Source organism: Bacillus sp. DJP31, from assembly GCF_049310945.1.
GTDB lineage: Bacteria > Bacillota > Bacilli > Bacillales > SA4 > Bacillus_BS.
Window position 1 is genome coordinate 289,211 of the sequence record NZ_JBMERO010000001.1, and the last position, 20,245, is coordinate 309,455.

The following is a 20,245-nucleotide window of genomic DNA, read 5'->3' on the forward strand; positions in this document are numbered from 1 at the left end:
GTCACTTAATCCCAACAAGGTCTTTCGAACCCCCTAATCTTACAGATACAAGCTTTGATACTCCAGATTCCTGCATCGTAACACCGTATAATACATCACTTTCTTCCATTGTACCTTTACGGTGAGTGATAACAATGAACTGTGTTTCCTTACTAAATTTCTTTAAGTATAGTCCAAAGCGGTGCACGTTTGCATCATCTAGAGCAGCTTCGACCTCATCTAAAATGCAAAATGGAACAGGGCGTACCTTTAAGATTGAAAATAATAATGCAATAGCTGTGAGTGCCCGTTCTCCGCCCGATAGGAGACTTAAGTTCTGTGATTTTTTTCCGGGTGGTTGCGCAACTATATCTACACCTGTATTGAGAAGATCTTCTGGGTTTGTTAAACGTAAATCAGCTCTTCCTCCACCGAACAATGATTGGAATACTTGTTCAAAATGTGAACGAATGCTTGTGAAGGTTGATTCAAATCGTCTCGTCATTTCTTCGTCCATTTCATCAATCACTCTATAAAGGGTATCTTTTGCTTCCACTAAGTCAGTCTTCTGCTCAAGCAAGAAGTGATGGCGTTCGGATACTCGCTCATACTCCTCGATAGCACCAAGATTCACTGCTCCAAGCTCATCAATAGCCATCTTAATTAGTTTTACCTTTTTTCTAGCTTCCTGATACTCAACAGTAAGAGGGAATTTTTCTTTCGCAGCTTCAAAGGTGAGCGTGTATTCTTCTGAAAGATGATTTAATCGGTTTTCTAATTCTACATCTAACCGATTACACTTGACTTCCTCATCTTTGTTCATTTCTATAAATTGCTTATATTGACGTCTTATTTCCTTCAATTCATGCTCAGTGTCCTCTATCTTAGTTTGAAGCTGGAGGCGTTCTTCACGTCTCTCAGAAATAAGTAAGATCGTGTCGTTTTTATCCTGTAGTTTTTGTTTAGATAGATTCTCTAACTGCTCTTCACCAGACAAACTAGAAGTCATTTCATCTGATAGAAATTGTAAGTCCTCTTTCGTGGTTAGCAGTAACCGATCTGTTTCTGTTAAGTCTTGTTGAAGTCGATTGACTTTTTCTTGTTGATTAGAAAGTGCTTGTCGATTTTCCGCTAGTTCTACGCGAATGTTTGTAATCTCCGTTTGTACTGTTTCTTTAGAGAATTGTTGCTGTGTCTTGAGCTCAGTTAATCGTTTAATTTCTTCATTTAAACGAATGATATTTTTGCCTATGGATATAAGCTGAAATTGAATTGTTTCCTTACGCTTACTCATATCCTGAGTATCAGATGTATTTAGTTCCTTTTCATAGTCATACATGGATAATCGTTCGTTTAAACTCTTTTCCTCTACTTCAATCTCTCGAATACTGGCCTTAATACTTTGTTCACGGTAGCGAAGTTCTTCACCACTTGCTCTAACTTCGTTTAGTAACGTCTCTTCGTCTACAATTGTTTTTTTTGCTTTTTTCACATAATCCTCAAGCTTCGCAGTCTTGTCTTCCATCTCTTTATGCTGGATTGTTAGCAGTTCTAAGTCACTTTGTCTACCTAATATAGAACTAGACTTTTGCTTGATAGCACCACCAGTCATTGCTCCTCCAGGGCTTACAACATCTCCATCTAACGTAACTAAACGATATCGATAATTAATAAGCTTCGCAAGCTCGTTTGCGCCCTTTAAGTCGGTTGTAATGATTACATTTCCCAATAAGCTTCCCACGACATTAGCATATTTTGCATCAAATGTTAATAAGTCAGAGGCTACACCTATAAATGCATCATGTACATGAACTCGTCTGACTACATCTTCGGGTATTTTTTTACTTGTTATAGCAGTTAATGGTAAAAACGTTGCTCTACCGTAATGGTTTTGCTTTAAAAATTGTATAGCCATTCTTGCATTAGATTCTTGATCAACAACGATATGCTGCATCGAGGCACCAAGCGCGATTTCTAACGCTATCTCATACTTTTTCGGGACTTTTATGAGTTCAGCGATAGCCCCATGTATTCCATCAAGTTTATGATCACGTGCTTTTAAGACTTCCTTTACACCTTGAAAAAAGCCTGAGTAGTCTTCTTGCATTTCTTCTAAAGCTTCTTTTCTTGATTTCGTTTGTTGCAATACTTGATAGGCTTGATACAGCATTGTTTCTTTCTTTTGATAATCCTCTTTACTCTTTTCAAGCTTAAGTTGAAGTTTTCTATATTCATCAATCTGTTCATTTACTTGGATTTGCATGCCAATTAATTGCTTTTCTATCTCTGTTTTTTTTTGCTCTAATTCTTTACGCCTACCAACATATTTTTCATTAGAGCTGTAGAGTCTTTCGTTTTTAATCTGCTGTTGCTTAAATTGCTCGTCTATATAAGAAATTTCATTCCTTCTTGCTGCTTGTTCATTTAATTGCTCAATATATTCACTTTTACTATTATCTAATTGTTCCTCAATATTTTCGGAAAAAGCACTGTAAATCTTGTCTTTCATATCAAGTTCAGTCTTTAAAGATTTCACTTTTTCCCTTAGCTCATGTAATCGTATCATCTCTTGTTTAAGGAGCTCTTTATAACTAGCTGATCTCACTTCATTTTCTGCAACTAAACTTTCTAGTTGATGACGATTTTGAGAGGCATTCTTTTTTCTTTCTCTTAGTACTTCTTTTCGCCCTTCAACCTTCTCTAAATCTTCTATTGCCAGCAATAGAACTTCTTGAAGCTGTGAAATGGAAGCGTCTAGATCACGAACATTGTCTCGAAGGTTCTCAATTTGTGCTTCTTCAGTTTGAATGGTAGAACCTAATTGGATCTCCTTGTCTTTATACTCTTCTAGTAACTTTTGAAGAGATTCCCACTTAGTGTGAAGATCTTCAATTTCGAAAACCGTTAGTGCCACTTCGATTTTCTCTAACTCTTCTTTTTTCTCTAGAAATTCCTTGGCAAGTGATGACTGTACTTTTAATGGTTCCACTTGATTCTCTAACTCATGTAAAATATCTTCGATTCGATTTAAATTCTCCTGTGTTTCAGCAAGCTTATATTCAGCTTTCTTTTTACGTGTTTTATATTTTAACACGCCAGCTGCTTCTTCAAAAATCGTTCTTCTTTCTTCGGCTTTGCTACTTAAAATCTCTTCTACTTTACCTTGTGAAATGATAGAAAAAGCCTCGCGTCCTAGTCCCGAATCCATAAATAAATCAACAATATCTTTTAATCTACAAGATTGCTTATTGATATAGAACTCAGAGTCACCCGATCGATAGACTCTTCTAGTTATACTAACCTCGTGATAATCAATTGGAAGAAATTGATCTTCATTATCTAGAGTTAAAGTTACCTCCGCAACATTTAGAGCCTTCCTAGAATCACTTCCTACAAAAATAATATCTTCCATTTTTGCACCTCGAAGAGACTTGGCCGACTGCTCACCAAGTACCCAACGTATCGCATCCGTGATATTACTTTTCCCACTACCATTTGGTCCAACTACAGAAGTCACACCAGGAACGAAATCAATGGAAACACGCTCTGCAAATGATTTAAAACCTACAATATCTAAACGTTTGAGGAACATCTAATTCCCCTCCTAAATAAGCTCTATTTACATTCAATTTTAATAGTAAAAACAAATTCACTTATGCTTGATTTTATCACAAAACGAATAAGGAATCCCTTATTTTCAAGGGATTCCTTTAATTTGCAAAAAATAGATAGTAGAAGTATCCCTATTAGAAATGAGACTAGATATCTAATAGTGTTTGTAGAGCCATTTGAGCTGCTTGCTGCTCTGCCTCTTTTTTTGATTTTCCAATGCCAGTTCCCAGGGTCTCACTGTTTAAGTATACACGGGATTCAAAGACTCTGTTATGTGCAGGACCTTTTTCCTGAAGTACTTTGTATTCGATTACACCACTGCCATCACGCTGAATAAGCTCTTGTAACTGACTTTTATAGTCCATCACATGAGAAAAAGCACCCTTTTGAATTTTCGGGAAAATGACCAGTTCCAAAAACTGCCACACAGTATTGATTCCTTGATCTAAATACAAGGCACCAATGAAGGCCTCAAACACATCGGCGAGAAGTGCTGGACGTGCTCTACCACCTGTGAGTTCTTCTCCTTTTCCAAGTAAAATGAGTTCACCAAAATGAAAATCAATCGCAAATTGGACTAATGAAGGCTCACAAACAATTGATGCTCTTAGTTTTGTTAATTCACCTTCACTCATCATTGGATAGGTCTCAAATAAAAACTTGGAAACAGTCAGCTCTAAAACAGCATCTCCTAAAAATTCAAGCCGTTCATTGTCTTCAAACGGTCTTCTACGATGCTCATTCACATACGATGAATGGGTAAAAGCCTGAAATAATAGCTTTTCATTTTGAAAATTAATGCCTATTTGTTCTTGAAAGGCATGAAAGGCTGTCTTCTGTGCACTAAATGACTTTTTATTTGTAGATTTCATGAAACCTTCCTCCAGGCCTAAAATACATATGCTCTTCACTCACTTTAGTGTCCCTAAAAGCTAGGAAAGTCCCGTATTTATAAGGGACTTTCTTTGTTTAAATGGTAATGTGTCTATTAAAGGGTACCTTGTATGTAAGTAACAGCATCTCCAACTGTTGTAATCTTTTCAGCATCCTCATCAGAGATTTCCATATCAAACTCATCCTCTAGTTCCATAACAAGTTCTACTACATCTAGGGAATCTGCACCTAAATCTTCCTTGAATTTAGATTCAAACTTTACTTCAGTCTCATCTACTCCAAGACGATCAACGATAATTTTTGTTACTCGTTCTAAAACTTCTGCCATTGTCGTTCACCTCCCCTCAAATCATTATAGTTAATTCCAGTAAAAAAAACTAGTTTTATCAGTAACGATATTTCATTACCTTAGTTCCTTTTTTTCTAACCTTTAAACTTACATCACCATTCCACCATCAACATGAAGTGTTTGACCTGTGATGTATTTACTATCCTCTGAAGCAAGGAATGAAACTACCTTTGCAATATCCTGCGGTTCGCCAAACCGTGCTAATGGAATTTGTTTTAGCATTTCAGTTTTTACCTCTTCTGGCAGTTCTTCTGTCATATCTGTCGAAATAAAGCCTGGTGCAACAGCGTTTACATTAATGTTACGAGTTGAAAGTTCTTTTGCTACAGTCTTCGTTAAACCAATGACACCAGCTTTTGCAGCAACGTAATTTGCTTGACCTGGGTTCCCACTAACACCGACAATGGAAGCAATGTTGATGATTTTCCCACTTCTTTGCTTCATCATTTGCCTAGTCACTGCTTTCATACAATGAAACACACCCTTAAGATTCGTGTTAATCACGGCATCCCATTCTTCTTCCTTCATTCTCATCAATAGGTTGTCTCTTGTAATTCCTGCATTATTAACAAGTATATCCAAACGACCGAATGTGTCGATAACAGACTTCACCATTAGTGTGACAGATTCATTATTTGATACATCTGCTTGAAACGCGATTGCTTCTCTACCAAGTGTTTTAATCTCATCAACGACCGCGTTTGCTTTTGCTTCACTTCCAGAGAAGTTAACAACAACTGTTGCACCCTTCTCTGCCAACTCTATTGCTATCGCTCTTCCGATTCCTCTCGATGCACCTGTTACAAGGGCTACTTTTCCAGTCAACATCTACATTTCCCCCTTTACCGCGTCAATCGCTTTTCGTAAAGATTCTTCATCAGAAACAGCATACGTTTTGATCGAGCGGTCCACTTTTTTCACTAGTCCCGATAGTACTTTACCAGGTCCAATTTCAATAAAGGTCCCTACTCCTAGTTCAATCAGTTTTTCAACAGATTGCTGCCATCTTACTGGCGAGTAAAGTTGTTGTATTAGTTTTTCTTTTATCTCATCTGACCCGTTCATTGGCAGAGCCGTAACATTCGCAATGACAGGTACTTTTGCTTCAAGAATTTCTATACCATTTAACACTTCTTTAAGTCTTTCTGCAGCAGGCATCATGAGAGAAGAATGGAATGGACCACTTACTTCAAGAGGTATTACAAGTCTAGCACCATTTTCCTTCGCACGAACCGATGCCATTTCCACCCCTTTTGCAGTGCCGGAAATCACAATCTGCCCTGGACAGTTTAGGTTTGCGAGTTGAACAGAATGACCCTCATTCGTAACTGAAGTAGTCACTTGTTCCAGCATCTCCATTTCCAGTCCTAATACTGCAGCCATTGCTCCAAGCCCAGCTGGAACAGCTTCTTCCATAAACTCACCGCGTTTTCTAACTGCATAAACGGCATCTTCAAAAGAGATACTTCCAGCAGCAACTAGAGCGGTATATTCACCTAAGCTATGTCCCGCAACAAAATCTGGCACAATTCCAGATTGTTTAAACTTCTCATAAATGGCCATACTTGTTGTCAAAAGAGCTGGCTGTGTATTAACAGTTAAGATTAATTTTTCAGTCGGTCCCTCAAAAATAATGGAGGACAAGGAAATCCCCAATTTCTCATCTGCTATAGTAAATATGGTTTGAACCTCAGGGTAAAGGTCAGCTAACTGCTTCCCCATTCCAACACTCTGAGAGCCTTGTCCAGGAAAAATAAACGCAATTTTACTCATATGCTTTTCCCCTCTCTATATCTTCTCTACTCTTTAGCTTTTACAGCTGTTGCAATCGTTTCAGTAACCTGATTTTGAAGCATTTCTCTCGTTTGTCTAATGGCATGGAATATTGCGTTAGCGTTTGAGGATCCATGTGCCTTAATGACAGGTGCTTTAAGACCAAATAAACCCGCTCCACCATACTCGGAATAGTCCATTATTTTTTTTAATCCTACTAATTTAGGCTTTAAAACGGCAGCAGCTAATTTAGTTGAAAGACTACTCGATAAAGCTGTTTTCAACATTGAAAATACAGATAAGGCTGTGCCTTCTATCGTCTTTAGAGTCACATTACCTGTAAAACCGTCTGTTACGACTACATCTGCCACACCATTTAGCAAATCACGAGCTTCTACGTTTCCAACAAAGTGAATATCTGCTTCTGAAAGTAACACATACGCCGCTTTAGTAAGTTCGTTACCTTTTTTTTCTTCTGTTCCAACGTTTAGTAGACCGATTCGAGGCTTTTTTATACCTCTTACTTTTTCTGCATAGATAGAGCCCATGATAGAATATTGAAGTAAATGCTCAGGCTTTGCATCGGCGTTAGCACCTACATCTAAAAACAAAAATCCATCCCCATTTATCGTTGGTAAAGTTGGAGCTAATGCTGGGCGATCGATACCTTCAATTCGTCCAATTATAAATAGACCTGAGGACATTAAAGCTCCCGTGTTTCCTGCAGATATACAGGCATCTGCTCTATTTTCACTTACTTCTTTTGCCATAAGAACCATGGATGCATTCTTTTTTCTTCTAACGGATCGAACAGGATCATCTGTTGCTTCAATAACTTCTTCGGTATGGATTATTTCAATTCTTTCATTTGATGTAAGTAATGGTTGTATGAGCTTTTCATTACCAATTAGTAGTACCGAAATATCTGTATATGTATGGACTGCTTGTAAAACACCCTTAACAATCTCATTAGGAGCATGATCTCCACCCATTGCATCAATTGCTATTCTCACTCTTTTACCTTCCTTTATAAGCAGGTTCTACTTGTTATTCGTTATAATGCTCAGTACGGCTTGATCTAAACATATGAAACTCCCCTGAAAAAACTAATTCATTTCCTACAAAACTATTTACCTCAACGATCGTTCGTTCCTTCACTTTTTCAACAGAAGTTACTTTTGCTTTTGCAATTAGACGCTCTCCCACTTTTACCTGGCGCGTAAAATGAATATTTGCCTTGGCTGTTAGGGCTAGTTCGTCATTAATCACTGCAACAGCTAAAGAGTTGGCTTGTGCAAACAAATGGTGACCACGAGCAATCTGATTTCTCTTAAAGACATGTTCTTCCTTAACATCAAAAATTGAAATTGCCGATTCATCTAAAACAAGGTCTACAATTTCACCGATAATTTCATCAATGGGCAAAGAACGAACTTCTTTATCGAGTTGCTTTTCTGCAACATGTTTAATTCTCTCACGTAGCTCAGGTATAGAAAGCTCGAGTCGGTCTAATCGAATAGTCTGAATACTAACTGTAAATCTATCAGCTAACTCCTCATCAGTTATAAACGGATTCTCTAAGATTGTTTCTTGAAGTAGGAGCTGCCTCTCTTTTTTATTTCTCTTCATAATGACACCCTTCGCGCTATTAAGACTAGGTACTAAAAGAAGTATATAATTTAAAGAAGCAGAATGCAACCATTTCTGCTTCCTTGAGCTATGCTATCCTAATAAAAACCAATTCTATTTAAATGGTTTTCAGGTGAATCATGTTAAAAATGAATACTCAATCCTATCGAAAAAAATGTCTAACGCACTTAGTCTAGTTTTTCTCCAGATAGTGCGCCTGAGACTTCGACCATTTCCCGAAGTATTTTGTATTCTTCACTTTCCCAAAACACTTTTGAATTAATTAGCTTCACTGCATCCTGCCTCGCAATTTCTAAGGCCCTGTAATCATGGATCATATCAGCTATTTTAAATTCTGGAAGTCCACTTTGTTTACGACCAAAGAAATCTCCTGGTCCTCTAAGTTCTAAGTCTTTCTCAGATAAAACAAATCCATCATTTGTTTCAGTCATGATTCGCATGCGTTCTTTTCCAGTTTCTGACTTAGGATCTGCAAGAAGAATGCAGTAAGATTGATCTGCTCCACGCCCTACTCGCCCTCTTAGCTGATGTAGCTGTGACAAACCAAAACGTTCCGCATCGTAAATAATCATGATTGTTGCATTTGGGACGTTGACTCCGACCTCTACAACTGTTGTAGAAACCAGTACGTTGACTTCATTTAGACTGAAGGACTTCATTACATTTTCTTTTTCCTCAGAAGAGAGTCTTCCATGCATAAGTCCAACTTTATAGGTAGAAGCAAATGTATGTGTGAGCATACTGTGGACATCAATGGCATTTTGTACATCGATTTTTTCAGACTCTTCAATCAATGGACAAATCACATAGGCTTGTCTACCCATTTTAAGCTCGCGATCAATAAAGCCAATGATTCGATCTAGCATATCATGCTTTACCCAGTAAGTTTCAATTAGCTTTCTTCCTGCAGGAAGCTCATCAATCACTGAAACATCCATTTCACCGAAGGCCGTTATGGCCAGTGTACGAGGAATCGGGGTTGCTGTCATGAAGAGGACATCTGGTGATACACCCTTTTCACGAAGTACCCTTCTTTGTTCCACTCCAAAGCGATGTTGTTCGTCTGTTATAACGAGACCAAGACGATAAAAATTCACTTCTTCTTGAATCAGTGCATGAGTTCCGATTAATAAGTGAATTTCACCTTCGACAAGCTCGCCTAATAATTGCTTTCTTCGTTTTCCCTTAACAGAGGATGTTAAAAGCTCAACCTTTAAACCATAAGGTTCAAGAAGCTGTTTTAATCCTTCCGCATGTTGCTCAGCCAAGATTTCTGTTGGCACCATTAATGCTCCTTGATATCCTGACAAAAAGCATGCATATAGGGCAACAGCTGCCACTACTGTTTTACCAGAACCAACATCTCCTTGTAAAAGCCGATTCATACGATAGGGTGATTTCAAGTCAAGCGAGAGTTCATCGACAACTCGCTTTTGAGCAGAGGTTAACGAAAAAGGTAGTATATCGATAAAAGACTGAAGTTTTTCTTCTGAGAAGTGATGGGCTATTCCATTAGAATTTTCCCGTTCATATTTACGAAGTGCTTGCATTTTTAATTGAAATAATAGGAACTCTTCGTACACAATTCTTCTTCTCGCAAGCTTCACACTATGAAAGTTCAAAGGGAAATGTAGCAATCTAAGAGTTTCTCTCTTTGATAATAGTTTATAACGTTCTCTTAACGTATTTGGTAGATTTTCAAAAATATGGACCTCATATTGCGTAAAGGCATTTTCAATATACCGTCGAAGAGTTTTTGTGGTTACATCACCTTTTGTATGATAAATGGGTTTTAATTCTATATCCCTATTAACCTCTCCAGCTTGCATCTCACTTACAGTAACCGTTTGTCTATGAGAATCCCACTTTCCTGTAATCGTGACAGTTGACCCTAACGTTAATTTACTTTTTACATAAGTTTGATTAAAAAACACGGCCGAAATCAAATAACGATCTACAAGTATCCTCACCATTATTTTTGAACGCTTCTTTCCAAAAAAAGTTAGAGAAGGCTCGCTATGAACCTTCCCTTCTAAGGTAACACGTTCTTCATGCTTTACTTCTGATAAATCCTTTAGCCTATAATCCTCATAACGAAATGGTATATGTTCAAACAGGTCTTGGATTGTATACAAGCCCATCTCGGCTAATGCCCCAGCTGACCCCTCACCAATTCCTTTAACATTTGTTACAGATCGAGAAAGTATGTTACTCACCTTTGTTAAGCGGTAAACCAAAGATCCTCGCTTCAAGCTCTCGACCTGTTGGTGTAGCCGCTAAACCTCCCTCAGCGGTTTCTTTTAGTGATGAAGGCATGGCTAAACCGATTTTATACATGGCATCAATTACTTCGTCGCACGGGATTCTACTTGTAATACCAGCTAAAGCCATGTCTGCAGCTACCATTGCATTGGCAGCACCCATAGCATTTCGTTTCACACAGGGTACCTCTACTAAACCGGCTACAGGATCACAGACAAGTCCAAGCATATTTTTCAGTGTGATCGCCATTGCTTCTGCAGATTGGCTAGGTGTTCCACCTGCTAGTTCCACAATAGCAGCAGCTGCCATACCCGCCGCAGATCCAACCTCTGCTTGGCACCCACCAGTTGCACCCGAAATCGAGGCGTTATTTGCAACGACAAAACCAAATGCACCAGCCGTAAATAAGAACTGAACCATTTGCTCTCGAGTCGGATGCAATATATCACGGACAGCAAATAAAGTACCAGGTACAACTCCTGCAGATCCAGCAGTTGGAGTCGCACAAATGGTGCCCATTGCAGCATTCACTTCATTTGTAGCAACAGCTTTACTCACAGCATCCAATATGGGTCTACCTGATAAAAAGTTACCTTTTTCAATATATTTTTGCATGAGTACAGCGTCCCCACCTGTTAATCCTGAGTGTGACTTGACACCAGCAATACCCTTTTCAACCGCCTGCTCCATCACCGTAAGATTGGCTTCCATTAATCCAATTAACGTCTCTCTAGACTTGTTTGAAACAGTCATTTCTTGTTGAATCATAATCTCAGAGATTTTCATCTTCTTCGATTCCGCTAGCTCTACTAGTTCAGCTACATTTCGAAACATTGATATCCCTCCCTTTGTTTTTTCATCACCTTGCTTGGCATCTATTGAAAGCGTTCACAATTTTCTATTTACTCAACAATTTTTGTTACTTGAATAATATTAGGTAATTTCAAAAGTTCCTGTATCACATTATCTTCGATTCGTTGATCAACTTCGATTGTCATTAGAGCAAGCTGACCTTTTTCTTTCCTTGAAACCTCCATATGACCAATATTAATTTCATATTTTGCTAGTACGTTAGATACAGATGCAATGGCACCATATCGGTCATTATGAACTACTACTATAGCAGGATTTGCACCAGACAACTTAAGAAAAAAACCGTTTAATTCAGTAATTTCAATCGTCCCACCACCAATTGAAATACCGACAATTTCTAACTCTCCTGAGCTATCACCAATTCGAACTCTTGCCGTATTCGGGTGGTCTGTAATGGCTTCTTCTTCTCTAAATGTAATAGCAATGCCTGCCTTTTTTGCAATTTCCATGGACGTAATGATTCGTTCATCAAACGTGTCGAAATCAAGGATGCCTCCGATGATGGCAACATCTGTACCATGACCTTTATACGTTTTAGCAAAAGAACCATAAAAAGAAACGTCAATCCATTTAGGCTCTCTACCAAATAAACTTCTCGCTACTCTCCCAATTCTAGCAGCTCCAGCTGTATGTGAACTAGAAGGACCAATCATAATTGGACCAATTATATCGAATACACTTCTGTATTTCATTAGTGCTCCCCTCCCCAAATACATTGAGATAGAAGGGAAATCCCCTTCTATTTCATGAAATTTATTCGATTGAGAATATATAAGAATATAAAGGTTGGTTCCCTTTATGGACTTCTACTTCTATATCTTCGTAGTTATTTTTAATAAAAGCAGTTAATTCTTCTACTTCAGCATCTGTTGCATCTTCACCTTGAAGAATAGTGATGATTTCATCATCTTCGCTTATCATAAAAGTTAATAATTGCTGTGCTACATCAACTTGCTCTTTTGAAGTTACGACTATTTTACTATTTGAGATTCCCATGAAGTCATCTTTTTCAATAGTTAAACCGTCAATAGTTGTATCACGAACGGCATAGGTTACTTGTCCTGTTTTTACTTTTGAAAGAGCTTCTTTCATTAAATCTGTATTTTCATTCATTGAAATGGAAGGGTTAAATGCTAGTAAGGCTGCCATTCCTTGGGGTACAGTTTTAGAAGGAATAACGGCCACGTGGTCACCCATAACAGAAGATGCCTGCTGTGCTGCCATCACAATATTACTATTGTTTGGTAGAATATAAACATGCTTTGCATTAACTTCCTCTATTGCTTTGACGATATCCTCTGTGCTGGGATTCATTGTTTGTCCGCCTTCTATGACGGCACCCGCACCTAAACTTTTGAATAGGTCAGCAATCCCTGAACCCATCGCGACGGCTACAACTCCATACTCGGACTTTTTTTTCTTTTTTGGAGTCGGGGTCGGTCGTTCATGGCGTTCATCTTCAAACAAGATATTACTGTGCTGTTGTCTCATATTATCTATTTTAAGGTTAATTAAGCTTCCGTACTTTTGTCCATATGTCAGAACTTCTCCAGGATACTCGGCATGAATATGTACTTTAACAAGTTCTTCATCGGCTACTACTAACAAGGAGTCACCATGGTTACTCAGATCCAATCTAAACACTTCTTCAGAAAATGGATTGTCCTTTAATTTATCTTCTTCAAATCGGACCATAAATTCCGTACAATATCCAAACTCAATATCTAGAGTACTCATATGACTTTGAACGCTTTTATGGTGTTCTGCATTTACTAACTCAGACATAGAAGGACCCGTAGCAGAAGCTGTTGGCAATTCTTCACCCTTTAATTCTGCAAGAAAACCTTCGTACACAATAACTAGTCCTTGTCCACCACTATCTACTACTCCCACTTCTTTTAGAATAGGTAATAGATCAGGAGTCCGCTCAAGTGACGCCCTAGCTTCCTTTAGAACTTCTTCCATTAGGACAATGATATCTTTTTCTTTCTTTGCAACGATTACGGCTTTTTTAGCAGCATCCTTTGCAACTGTTAATATGGTTCCTTCTACTGGTTTCATTACTGCTTTATAAGCTGTTTCTACTCCTGCTTCTAATGCAGCTGCAAACTCCATGCTATTAATGGTTTCCTTATGTTCGATTGATTTTGCAAAGCCTCTAAATAGTTGCGAAAGAATAACACCTGAGTTTCCTCTTGCGCCCATTAAAAGACCTTTAGCTAAACTTGCCCCAGCTTTACCAATATGAGAGTTGACATTATTTCTTACTTCTTTTGCACCAGAACTAATAGATAAGTTCATATTAGTACCAGTATCACCATCAGGAACTGGAAAAACGTTTAAGGCATCAACCATAATCACGTTGTTTGATAAGTTTTCCGCACCCTGAATAACCATTTGCGCAAAACGTTTCCCATCCAATTTTGTAATTGTCACTACGACTTCCTCCTCATTATACGTTCGTTACACGAACTCCTTGCACATAAATATTCACTGTCTCAACAGCAAGTCCCAAAGTTTGGTCCAACGTATACTTTACCTTTGTTTGAACATTATGTGCAATTTCAGAGATTTTCGTACCGTAACTGACAATAATGTACATATCAATGTGAATCTCGTCACTAACTTGGCGAACGAGCACACCTTTGGTAAAGTTTTCCTTTTTCAATATTTCTGTAATCCCATCTTTCAGTTGCTTCTTTGATGCCATTCCTACAATTCCATAGCATTCAATGGCAGCCCCTCCTGCAATGGTAGCAATTACATCGTTGGAAATATCAATATTTCCATATTGTGTTTTCATTTCAATGGACATTTATTCTTCCCCCTTTGAAAAATCGAACTTGCTTTATTTAAGTTCCAGACATAGGAGACCATTATATGTTTGGGTTTTTTAACACAGCTATCGTCATTTTACTATACAATAATGCAATTTAAAAGCATAACCTAAGTGTTCAAGTAATCCCATCATCATTTATTATACGGCAAATGAAAAAATACTATGTCAAGGTTTTTTTCTTGATAAGATTATTGCATTCTATTAATCGATATGATAAAGTTAAAAAGTGTTTTTATCTCATATGTAGTAGTAGAGTGCTTATCAAAAAATATAATAAGTACTTGATGTAGATTGTTGCAAGGAGGGAAATTAAAATGGCTCGTAAATGTGTAATAACTGGTAAAAAAACTTCTTTCGGAAATGCTCGTTCACATGCGATGAACTCAACTAAGCGTTCTTGGGGAGCAAACCTACAAAAGGTTCGCATTCTTATAAACGGTAAACCAAAGCGTGTATATGTATCTGCTAGAGCACTTAAGTCTGGTAAAGTAGAACGCGTATAATAAAATGATAGCACGATAAAAAGACGGTGGATCCCCACCGTCTTTTTCATTTGTCTTGGGTTTTTCTTTTTTCTTTTTTCTTTTAGGTTTTGGTTTTGGTTTTGGTTTTGGTTTTGGTTTTGGTTTTGGTTTTGGTTTTGGTTTTGGTTTTGGTTTTGGTTTTGGTTTTGGTTTTGGTTTTGGTTTTGGTTTTGGTTTTGGAGCCGAGGCCGCCCTTCCCCGAATATGCCTCTCCACTCCCCACCTGAATGAAATTCAGGTGGGGAGTGGAAATATCTAGCCTAATACCACAAAAAAAGCACATTTAACCCAAAGGTGCTTCTAACTAATTTTTTTTGAACGATCCAAGTACAGCTCTCACTATACCACCCAGGAATTTCGGAAGCTTAATTGTATAAAATCTCATATTGTCCCTCCTATTATAGACATGCTACTTTTAAAATAAAATTCATAGACGATTTCATTATAAGTATATTCGTAAAGCCTAAAATAGTACCTAATTGAATAAATCTTTATCCTGCACCTAAATCTTTACTCTTTACCATTATGACTATGCCCTCACTAAATGAAAAAGTACCCATTTGTTCAATTATTTCATTACTTACACATAAGGTTGTACCCCATTCAATGCTTCGGTTTGTTAAAGGATATTTAAACCCATTGAGTGTAATTCCATGAACCTCTCTAGAAAAGGGTAGAAAGGAAACATAAGGATACTCCTCATGTTGTTCAAAGTTATATGTATTTGGAGACAAAAGAGTAAGAATATTTTGCCTATCAATAATCTCAATAACTATCTCTTGTGATACCCCTTTCATCAAGAGTTGCATATTAGCTAAAGCATGGTCGAGTCTACCTCCCGTAGCTCCAAAGATCCTAATTTTATTAGGTTTTTGAGCTAAACACCAATTAACGGCAAGCTCAGTATCTGTTTGATCTTTTTCAGCAGGAGATATGTCTAAATGGGCGTAATTTCTTTTTACCCACTTTAGCTCAGCTTCTGTTACCGAATCAAAATCACCTATTCCTTTTACCGGAGTGATTCCAAGATTTAATAAAGTTAACAGTCCTCGATCTACACCAATCCAAGAAACTGGATCAGACTTATAATGGGCAATTTCAGGTAGCATCTCGATTGGGCCACCTGCCATGATATGAAAAATCATCTTATACCACCTTTATTAGATATTCTTCCTTTGCTAAAAAAGTAGACTGCATAAGGAAACAGTCTACTTTCATTGATAACCTATATTCTACTATCCTTTAAGTGATTGGATTGCTTTAAATCTGTCAATTTCATTGAAAATTGCAGATCCTGCAACAAGAACATTCGCGCCAGCTTCCACACATAACGAAGCTGTTTTAGGATTTATTCCTCCATCAACTTCTAGCTCAGTTGACAGGTTCCTATCCTTGATCCATTGCGAAATTTTCCGTATTTTTGGAAGAGTTGTTGAGATAAACTGCTGCCCTCCAAAACCAGGGTTTACAGTCATGATAAGGATTAAATCCAAATCATCGAGTATCGGTTCAATCATTTCTGCAGGTGTCGCGGGATTCAAAACTACACCGGCTTTTATTCCATAGTCTTTTATCAGCTGAATGGTTCGATGTAAGTGATTACAAGCTTCTACATGGACAGAAATGATATCTGCACCAGCTTTTACAAAGCGATCTATGAACAAGTCTGGGTTCTGAATCATTAAATGAACATCAAGCGGCAATTTGGTTACAGGCCGTATTGCTTCTACAATTAACGGTCCAATTGTAATATTGGGCACAAAGTGCCCGTCCATCACATCAACATGAATATAATCTGCCCCTGCTTTTTGAACATCAATAATTTCTTCACCAAGCTTGGCAAAATCAGCTGATAATATGGAGGGAGCGATTTTAAGCATCCTTAATACCTCGGCTTTCGATCTTTTATTTCTTGAAGAAATTCTAAATAGTTCTCATATCGATACTCCATAATACTTCCTTCATCTAAAGCTTTTTTTACAGCACATTTGGGCTCAGAAAGATGAGTACAACCTCTAAATTTACATTCTTCATGTATTCTTCTCATCTCTGGAAAACAGTTCGAGAGGTCAGTAACCTCAAGTTCCGAAAACTCCAATGAACTAAATCCAGGTGTATCAGCAACAAGACCATTGCCAATCTCTATCAGCTCTACGTGACGCGTTGTATGTTTCCCTCGACCTAGATGAGTAGATATTTCATCGGTTTTTATGACCAAATCTGGACGTAATGTCTGTAAAATGGACGACTTACCAACACCTGATTGGCCCGCAAAAACAGTTAATTTATTTTCAAAATAGGGTAGTAAAAGGTCGATCGTTTGTTGGTCATCTGTTGAAGTAAGCAACACGTCATATCCTACATCTCGATACTGGGATGCAAATTGTTCAATGCTTGCCCGTTCCTCAACTGTAATAATATCTATTTTACTGATACAGATTATAGGTAAAATACGTTTAGACTCAATTAAAACGAGAAAGCGGTCTAGTAATAACGGGTTAAAATTAGGCTGAATAGCTGAAAACACTAATATGGCTTGATCGACATTCGCAATTGGTGGACGGATTAAGTCGTTTTTTCGTCCTGCAACTTCCATTAAATAGCCTTCACGCTTATTTTCAGCTTGGAAGACAACTTGGTCACCAACAAGTGGAGTGACTTTATTTAGTCGAAATATCCCTCTACCACGGCATTGGGTGATACCCTCTTCGTTCTTAACATAGTAAAAACCGCTTAAAGCTTTAATAATTTTGCCTTCTGGCATACCCTCACTCCTTGTTTACTCTTCTTCATAAGTAACGGTGGTTTCTTCTGTAACTGTTCCATCTCTTTCAATTCTATACGTTGCGCTATTAGCATAAGGAATTTGTAAGTCGATTTTAAACTTTTTGTCTTTTGTTATTTTTTCAGAAATAACTAGTGCATTGCTTTCATTATGATCTAAATCAAACACATAGATTTGGACCTCTTGTGGCTTACCTTCTTCGATAGGTTCATAGAGAACAGTAACTTCTCTTGAAACAGATTTCGGTGGCTTTTCTTCAGGTCCTAAAGAAACCGTGACAGTTATACTATCACCCGCTTTTAGTTGAGTACCAGGTGCGGGATTCTGTGTGATAACTAACCCTTCTTCAAACTCCTCGGAATGTACTTTTGTAATTTTCTCAAGGATAAGAATCTTGTCAGATACATAATTCTCTACTTGAATCAATGTTAATCTCTCTAAGTTATTTAAATTAAACGGCGCAGGTCCTTCGCTTATGAAAAAAATGACCTCCGTTTCTTCTAATAAAAATTCTCCTGGTTTAGGGTATTGATCATAAATCTCACCAGCAGGTATATCCTGAGAATATTGTAGTCTTTCCTCAATATTTTTCACCTTTGATTGGAGCTGTTTCTTTACTTCATCTATGTTTTGCCCAATAAAGTTAACTAATTCTTCTTTTTCTTTCCCTTTGCTTGTATATATGATGATTTCAGAGCCTTCCTTGGCAACCTCTCCAGCTTTAGGGATTGTTTTTACTACTTTCCCTTCTTCTATTTCATCATCGAAAACTTCTACTACTGGTTCACCGATAATAAGACCAAGTGTATCTAGTTCATTGTATGCAGTTCTATAGTCTTCATTAGTTACATCTGGAACTGTTACATCCCCTGGCATAAACAATGATGGAATAATGGTAATAGAAGCCACACCAGCAGCTGCTAATAAGAAGAAAATAGTGATTACCCAAATGGCTATTTTCTTTCCTCTATTTTTCTTCTTCGGCTCTTCTTTTTTCTTATCACTATGAACAATCGTTTCATCAGAATTATTATTTTCAAACATTTTTTCGTTTGTAATGATAGGTATTGCTTTTGTAACATCCCCCTCAAGCTGTGGAACCTTGAAAGGAGCCTCATGTAAACGACGCGGCTCTAAAGATGTTCTTAAGTCCACTTCCATAGCTTCAATTGAGTCATATCGATGAAAGGTATCCTTGGCTGTGGATTTTAAAATAATATTTTCTAAGCTTTGTGGAAGGGACGGGTTCCATCGTTTCGGTGATGGAGTTTCATTTTGTAAGTGCTTTAAAGCGATTGAAACAGCAGATTCTCCAAAAAACGGAAGTCTTCCTGTAATCAGCTCAAACATAACAATACCTAAAGAATAAATGTCAGATTTCTTTGTTGCCATTCCACCACGTGCTTGTTCAGGGGATAGATAGTGTACAGACCCAAGAAATGAATTCGTCTGAGTAATCGTGGTCGAACTTAAAGCTACAGCAATGCCAAAATCTGTTACTTTAACTACACCGTTTTCATCTATTAATATATTTTGTGGTTTTATATCTCGGTGGACAATTTGATTTTCATGAGCATTTGCAATAGCAGATGTTAACTGAAGCATAATATTTACACTCTCTTCATTTGAGAGTGGTCCATATTTTTGAATATATTGTTTTAATGTTGTTCCTTCAATAAGTTCCATAACGATGTAGAAGATTCTGTCCTCTTCACCTACATCATAAATGCTAACAATGTTTGGGTGATTCAGACTCGTGGCAGATTGCGCTTCTCTATGAAAACGACGAATAAATTCTTGATCATCAGAAAAGTCCGGTCGTAATACTTTTACAGCGACATCTCGATCTAGAATCATGTCTCTAGCTAAATAGACATTGGCCATCCCACCGCCACCGATCGCATCAATGACCTTATATCGCCCACTTAGTCTTCTTCCAATCATTAACGTTCACCGCTTTCAGGTTGAACATTTGAAAAATCTATAAGCACAAGAGTAATATTATCCTCGCCACCATTTTCATTTGCACGAGCAACAAGTGCTTTACCTTTCTCTTCTAATGAAACGTTTTCTTGAAGTGCATTTACTATTTCTTCACTTGAAATCTTATTTGAAAGGCCATCAGAGCAAAGCAATATGTAGTCAAAGTCATCGTTGGTTAACGTTTTAATGTCTACTTGAACAGATAGATCCGTTCCTAATGCACGCAATAAGACATTTTTTCTTGGATGATACTCAGCATCCTCTTTTGAAATTTGCCCAGAACGAACAAGTTCATTAACCAGTGAGTGATCTTCAGTTGCTATTAGAATCTCACCTTTTTCAATTATGTAGCAGCGGCTATCACCAATATGTGCCAAAGTTATAAAACCCTGTATACATACTGAAAGAACGAGTGTTGTTCCCATCCCGTCACATTCCGTATTTACCTTTGCATGCTTAAATACCTGCTCATTAACAAGTTTAACGTGCTTTTCTAACCACTTTTCTGCTTCATCAGAGGTACGTAGAGTTTCAGTTTTAGACCAATATTCTTCAAAAGCTCCTATTGCCATCGAACTCGCCACATCTCCTGCACGATGACCTCCCATACCGTCTGCTACAATCGCTAACAATTGGTTTCCTTTATTGTAATAAGTACCGCCATTGTCCTCGTTATGCTGTCTAACTCTTCCTCTATCTGTCAGAAAAAACGTTCCCACCAT

General features: G+C 37.7%; 20 protein-coding genes. 2 read left to right on the top strand and 18 right to left on the bottom strand.

All coding sequences use genetic code 11. From position 1 onward, the window contains the following. Position 1 precedes the first annotated feature (1 nt). From smc to ACOI1C_RS01555, 12 genes are all read right to left on the bottom strand, one after another. Entirely contained in the window at positions 2 to 3,571 is a 3,570-nt protein-coding gene (smc, locus tag ACOI1C_RS01500; RefSeq protein WP_422507273.1) for a chromosome segregation protein SMC, read from the bottom strand. A gap of 166 nt (positions 3,572 to 3,737) precedes the next feature. Continuing rightward, a complete protein-coding gene (gene rnc, locus ACOI1C_RS01505) occupies positions 3,738 to 4,463 on the bottom strand; it encodes a ribonuclease III (protein ID WP_422507275.1) in 726 nt (241 codons plus the stop codon). Between the two features lie 116 nt (positions 4,464 to 4,579). Further along, positions 4,580 to 4,813, bottom strand: a complete 234-nt coding sequence (acpP, locus tag ACOI1C_RS01510; protein WP_422507277.1) for an acyl carrier protein — start codon at positions 4,811 to 4,813, stop codon at positions 4,580 to 4,582. Positions 4,814 to 4,921: 108 nt separating this feature from the next. Next, positions 4,922 to 5,662, bottom strand: a complete 741-nt coding sequence (gene fabG, locus ACOI1C_RS01515; RefSeq protein ID WP_422507278.1) for a 3-oxoacyl-[acyl-carrier-protein] reductase — start codon at positions 5,660 to 5,662, stop codon at positions 4,922 to 4,924. Next, the gene (gene fabD / locus ACOI1C_RS01520; RefSeq protein WP_422507280.1) at positions 5,663 to 6,607 is read right to left on the bottom strand and encodes an ACP S-malonyltransferase; all 945 of its coding nucleotides are present in this window, start codon (positions 6,605 to 6,607) and stop codon (positions 5,663 to 5,665) included. It abuts the gene before it with no gap. A gap of 26 nt (positions 6,608 to 6,633) precedes the next feature. After that, positions 6,634 to 7,620 (bottom strand): phosphate acyltransferase PlsX, encoded by a 987-nt coding sequence (gene plsX / locus ACOI1C_RS01525; protein WP_422507282.1) that lies wholly within the window; start codon positions 7,618 to 7,620, stop codon positions 6,634 to 6,636. A gap of 34 nt (positions 7,621 to 7,654) precedes the next feature. Further along, positions 7,655 to 8,236: a transcription factor FapR gene (gene fapR / locus ACOI1C_RS01530; RefSeq protein ID WP_422507284.1), complete on the bottom strand. Its 582-nt coding sequence runs from the start codon at positions 8,234 to 8,236 to the stop codon at positions 7,655 to 7,657. A gap of 188 nt (positions 8,237 to 8,424) precedes the next feature. Then, positions 8,425 to 10,473, bottom strand: a complete 2,049-nt coding sequence (recG, locus tag ACOI1C_RS01535; RefSeq protein WP_422507624.1) for an ATP-dependent DNA helicase RecG — start codon at positions 10,471 to 10,473, stop codon at positions 8,425 to 8,427. Continuing rightward, entirely contained in the window at positions 10,466 to 11,353 is an 888-nt protein-coding gene (gene sdaAA / locus ACOI1C_RS01540) for an L-serine ammonia-lyase, iron-sulfur-dependent, subunit alpha (RefSeq protein WP_422507286.1), read from the bottom strand. Before sdaAA ends, recG begins: the two co-directional genes overlap by 8 nt. A gap of 68 nt (positions 11,354 to 11,421) precedes the next feature. Continuing rightward, entirely contained in the window at positions 11,422 to 12,084 is a 663-nt protein-coding gene (gene sdaAB, locus ACOI1C_RS01545; RefSeq protein ID WP_422507288.1) for an L-serine ammonia-lyase, iron-sulfur-dependent subunit beta, read from the bottom strand. A gap of 61 nt (positions 12,085 to 12,145) precedes the next feature. Continuing rightward, positions 12,146 to 13,828, bottom strand: coding sequence for a DAK2 domain-containing protein (locus ACOI1C_RS01550; protein ID WP_422507290.1), 1,683 nt, complete (start codon positions 13,826 to 13,828; stop codon positions 12,146 to 12,148). Between the two features lie 16 nt (positions 13,829 to 13,844). Further along, positions 13,845 to 14,207 carry an Asp23/Gls24 family envelope stress response protein gene (locus ACOI1C_RS01555; RefSeq protein WP_422507292.1) on the bottom strand — a complete coding sequence of 121 codons (363 nt, stop codon included), beginning with the start codon at positions 14,205 to 14,207 and terminating at the stop codon, positions 13,845 to 13,847. A gap of 338 nt (positions 14,208 to 14,545) precedes the next feature. Here ACOI1C_RS01555 and rpmB point away from each other — a divergent pair, with 338 nt between their 5' ends. Beyond that, entirely contained in the window at positions 14,546 to 14,734 is a 189-nt protein-coding gene (gene rpmB / locus ACOI1C_RS01560) for a 50S ribosomal protein L28 (RefSeq protein WP_422507294.1), read from the top strand. Positions 14,735 to 14,789: 55 nt separating this feature from the next. Further along, complete coding sequence (locus tag ACOI1C_RS01565; protein WP_422507296.1) at positions 14,790 to 15,014, top strand: hypothetical protein; 225 nt, start codon at positions 14,790 to 14,792, stop codon at positions 15,012 to 15,014. A 45-nt stretch (positions 15,015 to 15,059) separates the two neighbouring features. Here the strand turns inward: ACOI1C_RS01565 and spoVM are convergent, their stop codons facing one another. The 6 genes from spoVM to ACOI1C_RS01595 form a co-directional block, all read right to left on the bottom strand. After that, positions 15,060 to 15,140, bottom strand: a complete 81-nt coding sequence (gene spoVM, locus ACOI1C_RS01570) for a stage V sporulation protein SpoVM (RefSeq protein ID WP_422507626.1) — start codon at positions 15,138 to 15,140, stop codon at positions 15,060 to 15,062. 106 nt (positions 15,141 to 15,246) lie between these two features. Then, complete coding sequence (locus ACOI1C_RS01575; RefSeq protein WP_422507298.1) at positions 15,247 to 15,900, bottom strand: thiamine diphosphokinase; 654 nt, start codon at positions 15,898 to 15,900, stop codon at positions 15,247 to 15,249. A gap of 90 nt (positions 15,901 to 15,990) precedes the next feature. After that, a complete protein-coding gene (gene rpe / locus ACOI1C_RS01580) occupies positions 15,991 to 16,635 on the bottom strand; it encodes a ribulose-phosphate 3-epimerase (protein ID WP_422507300.1) in 645 nt (214 codons plus the stop codon). Positions 16,636 to 16,637: 2 nt separating this feature from the next. Further along, on the bottom strand, positions 16,638 to 17,519 hold the full coding sequence (gene rsgA / locus ACOI1C_RS01585) for a ribosome small subunit-dependent GTPase A (RefSeq protein ID WP_422507302.1): 882 nt from the start codon (positions 17,517 to 17,519) through the stop codon (positions 16,638 to 16,640). A 15-nt stretch (positions 17,520 to 17,534) separates the two neighbouring features. After that, on the bottom strand, positions 17,535 to 19,484 hold the full coding sequence (pknB, locus tag ACOI1C_RS01590; RefSeq protein WP_422507304.1) for a Stk1 family PASTA domain-containing Ser/Thr kinase: 1,950 nt from the start codon (positions 19,482 to 19,484) through the stop codon (positions 17,535 to 17,537). Beyond that, on the bottom strand, positions 19,484 to 20,245 hold the full coding sequence (locus tag ACOI1C_RS01595) for a Stp1/IreP family PP2C-type Ser/Thr phosphatase (protein WP_422507306.1): 762 nt from the start codon (positions 20,243 to 20,245) through the stop codon (positions 19,484 to 19,486). Before ACOI1C_RS01595 ends, pknB begins: the two co-directional genes overlap by 1 nt.

Bases quoted from the DNA above. Each gene is read 5' to 3' on its own strand.
- ACOI1C_RS01575 (WP_422507298.1), bottom strand. From the start codon at position 15,900: ATGATTTTTCATATCATGGCAGGTGGCCCAATCGAGATGCTACCTGAA.
- fabG (WP_422507278.1), bottom strand. From the start codon at position 5,662: ATGTTGACTGGAAAAGTAGCCCTTGTAACAGGTGCATCGAGAGGAATC.
- rpmB (WP_422507294.1), top strand. From the start codon at position 14,546: ATGGCTCGTAAATGTGTAATAACTGGTAAAAAAACTTCTTTCGGAAAT.
- rpe (WP_422507300.1), bottom strand. From the start codon at position 16,635: ATGCTTAAAATCGCTCCCTCCATATTATCAGCTGATTTTGCCAAGCTT.
- pknB (WP_422507304.1), bottom strand. From the start codon at position 19,484: ATGATTGGAAGAAGACTAAGTGGGCGATATAAGGTCATTGATGCGATC.
- spoVM (WP_422507626.1), bottom strand. From the start codon at position 15,140: ATGAGATTTTATACAATTAAGCTTCCGAAATTCCTGGGTGGTATAGTG.
- fapR (WP_422507284.1), bottom strand. From the start codon at position 8,236: ATGAAGAGAAATAAAAAAGAGAGGCAGCTCCTACTTCAAGAAACAATC.
- fabD (WP_422507280.1), bottom strand. From the start codon at position 6,607: ATGAGTAAAATTGCGTTTATTTTTCCTGGACAAGGCTCTCAGAGTGTT.
- sdaAA (WP_422507286.1), bottom strand. From the start codon at position 11,353: ATGTTTCGAAATGTAGCTGAACTAGTAGAGCTAGCGGAATCGAAGAAG.
- ACOI1C_RS01555 (WP_422507292.1), bottom strand. From the start codon at position 14,207: ATGTCCATTGAAATGAAAACACAATATGGAAATATTGATATTTCCAAC.
- ACOI1C_RS01595 (WP_422507306.1), bottom strand. From the start codon at position 20,245: ATGGTGGGAACGTTTTTTCTGACAGATAGAGGAAGAGTTAGACAGCAT.
- rnc (WP_422507275.1), bottom strand. From the start codon at position 4,463: ATGAAATCTACAAATAAAAAGTCATTTAGTGCACAGAAGACAGCCTTT.
- smc (WP_422507273.1), bottom strand. From the start codon at position 3,571: ATGTTCCTCAAACGTTTAGATATTGTAGGTTTTAAATCATTTGCAGAG.
- acpP (WP_422507277.1), bottom strand. From the start codon at position 4,813: ATGGCAGAAGTTTTAGAACGAGTAACAAAAATTATCGTTGATCGTCTT.
- sdaAB (WP_422507288.1), bottom strand. From the start codon at position 12,084: ATGAAATACAGAAGTGTATTCGATATAATTGGTCCAATTATGATTGGT.
- rsgA (WP_422507302.1), bottom strand. From the start codon at position 17,519: ATGCCAGAAGGCAAAATTATTAAAGCTTTAAGCGGTTTTTACTATGTT.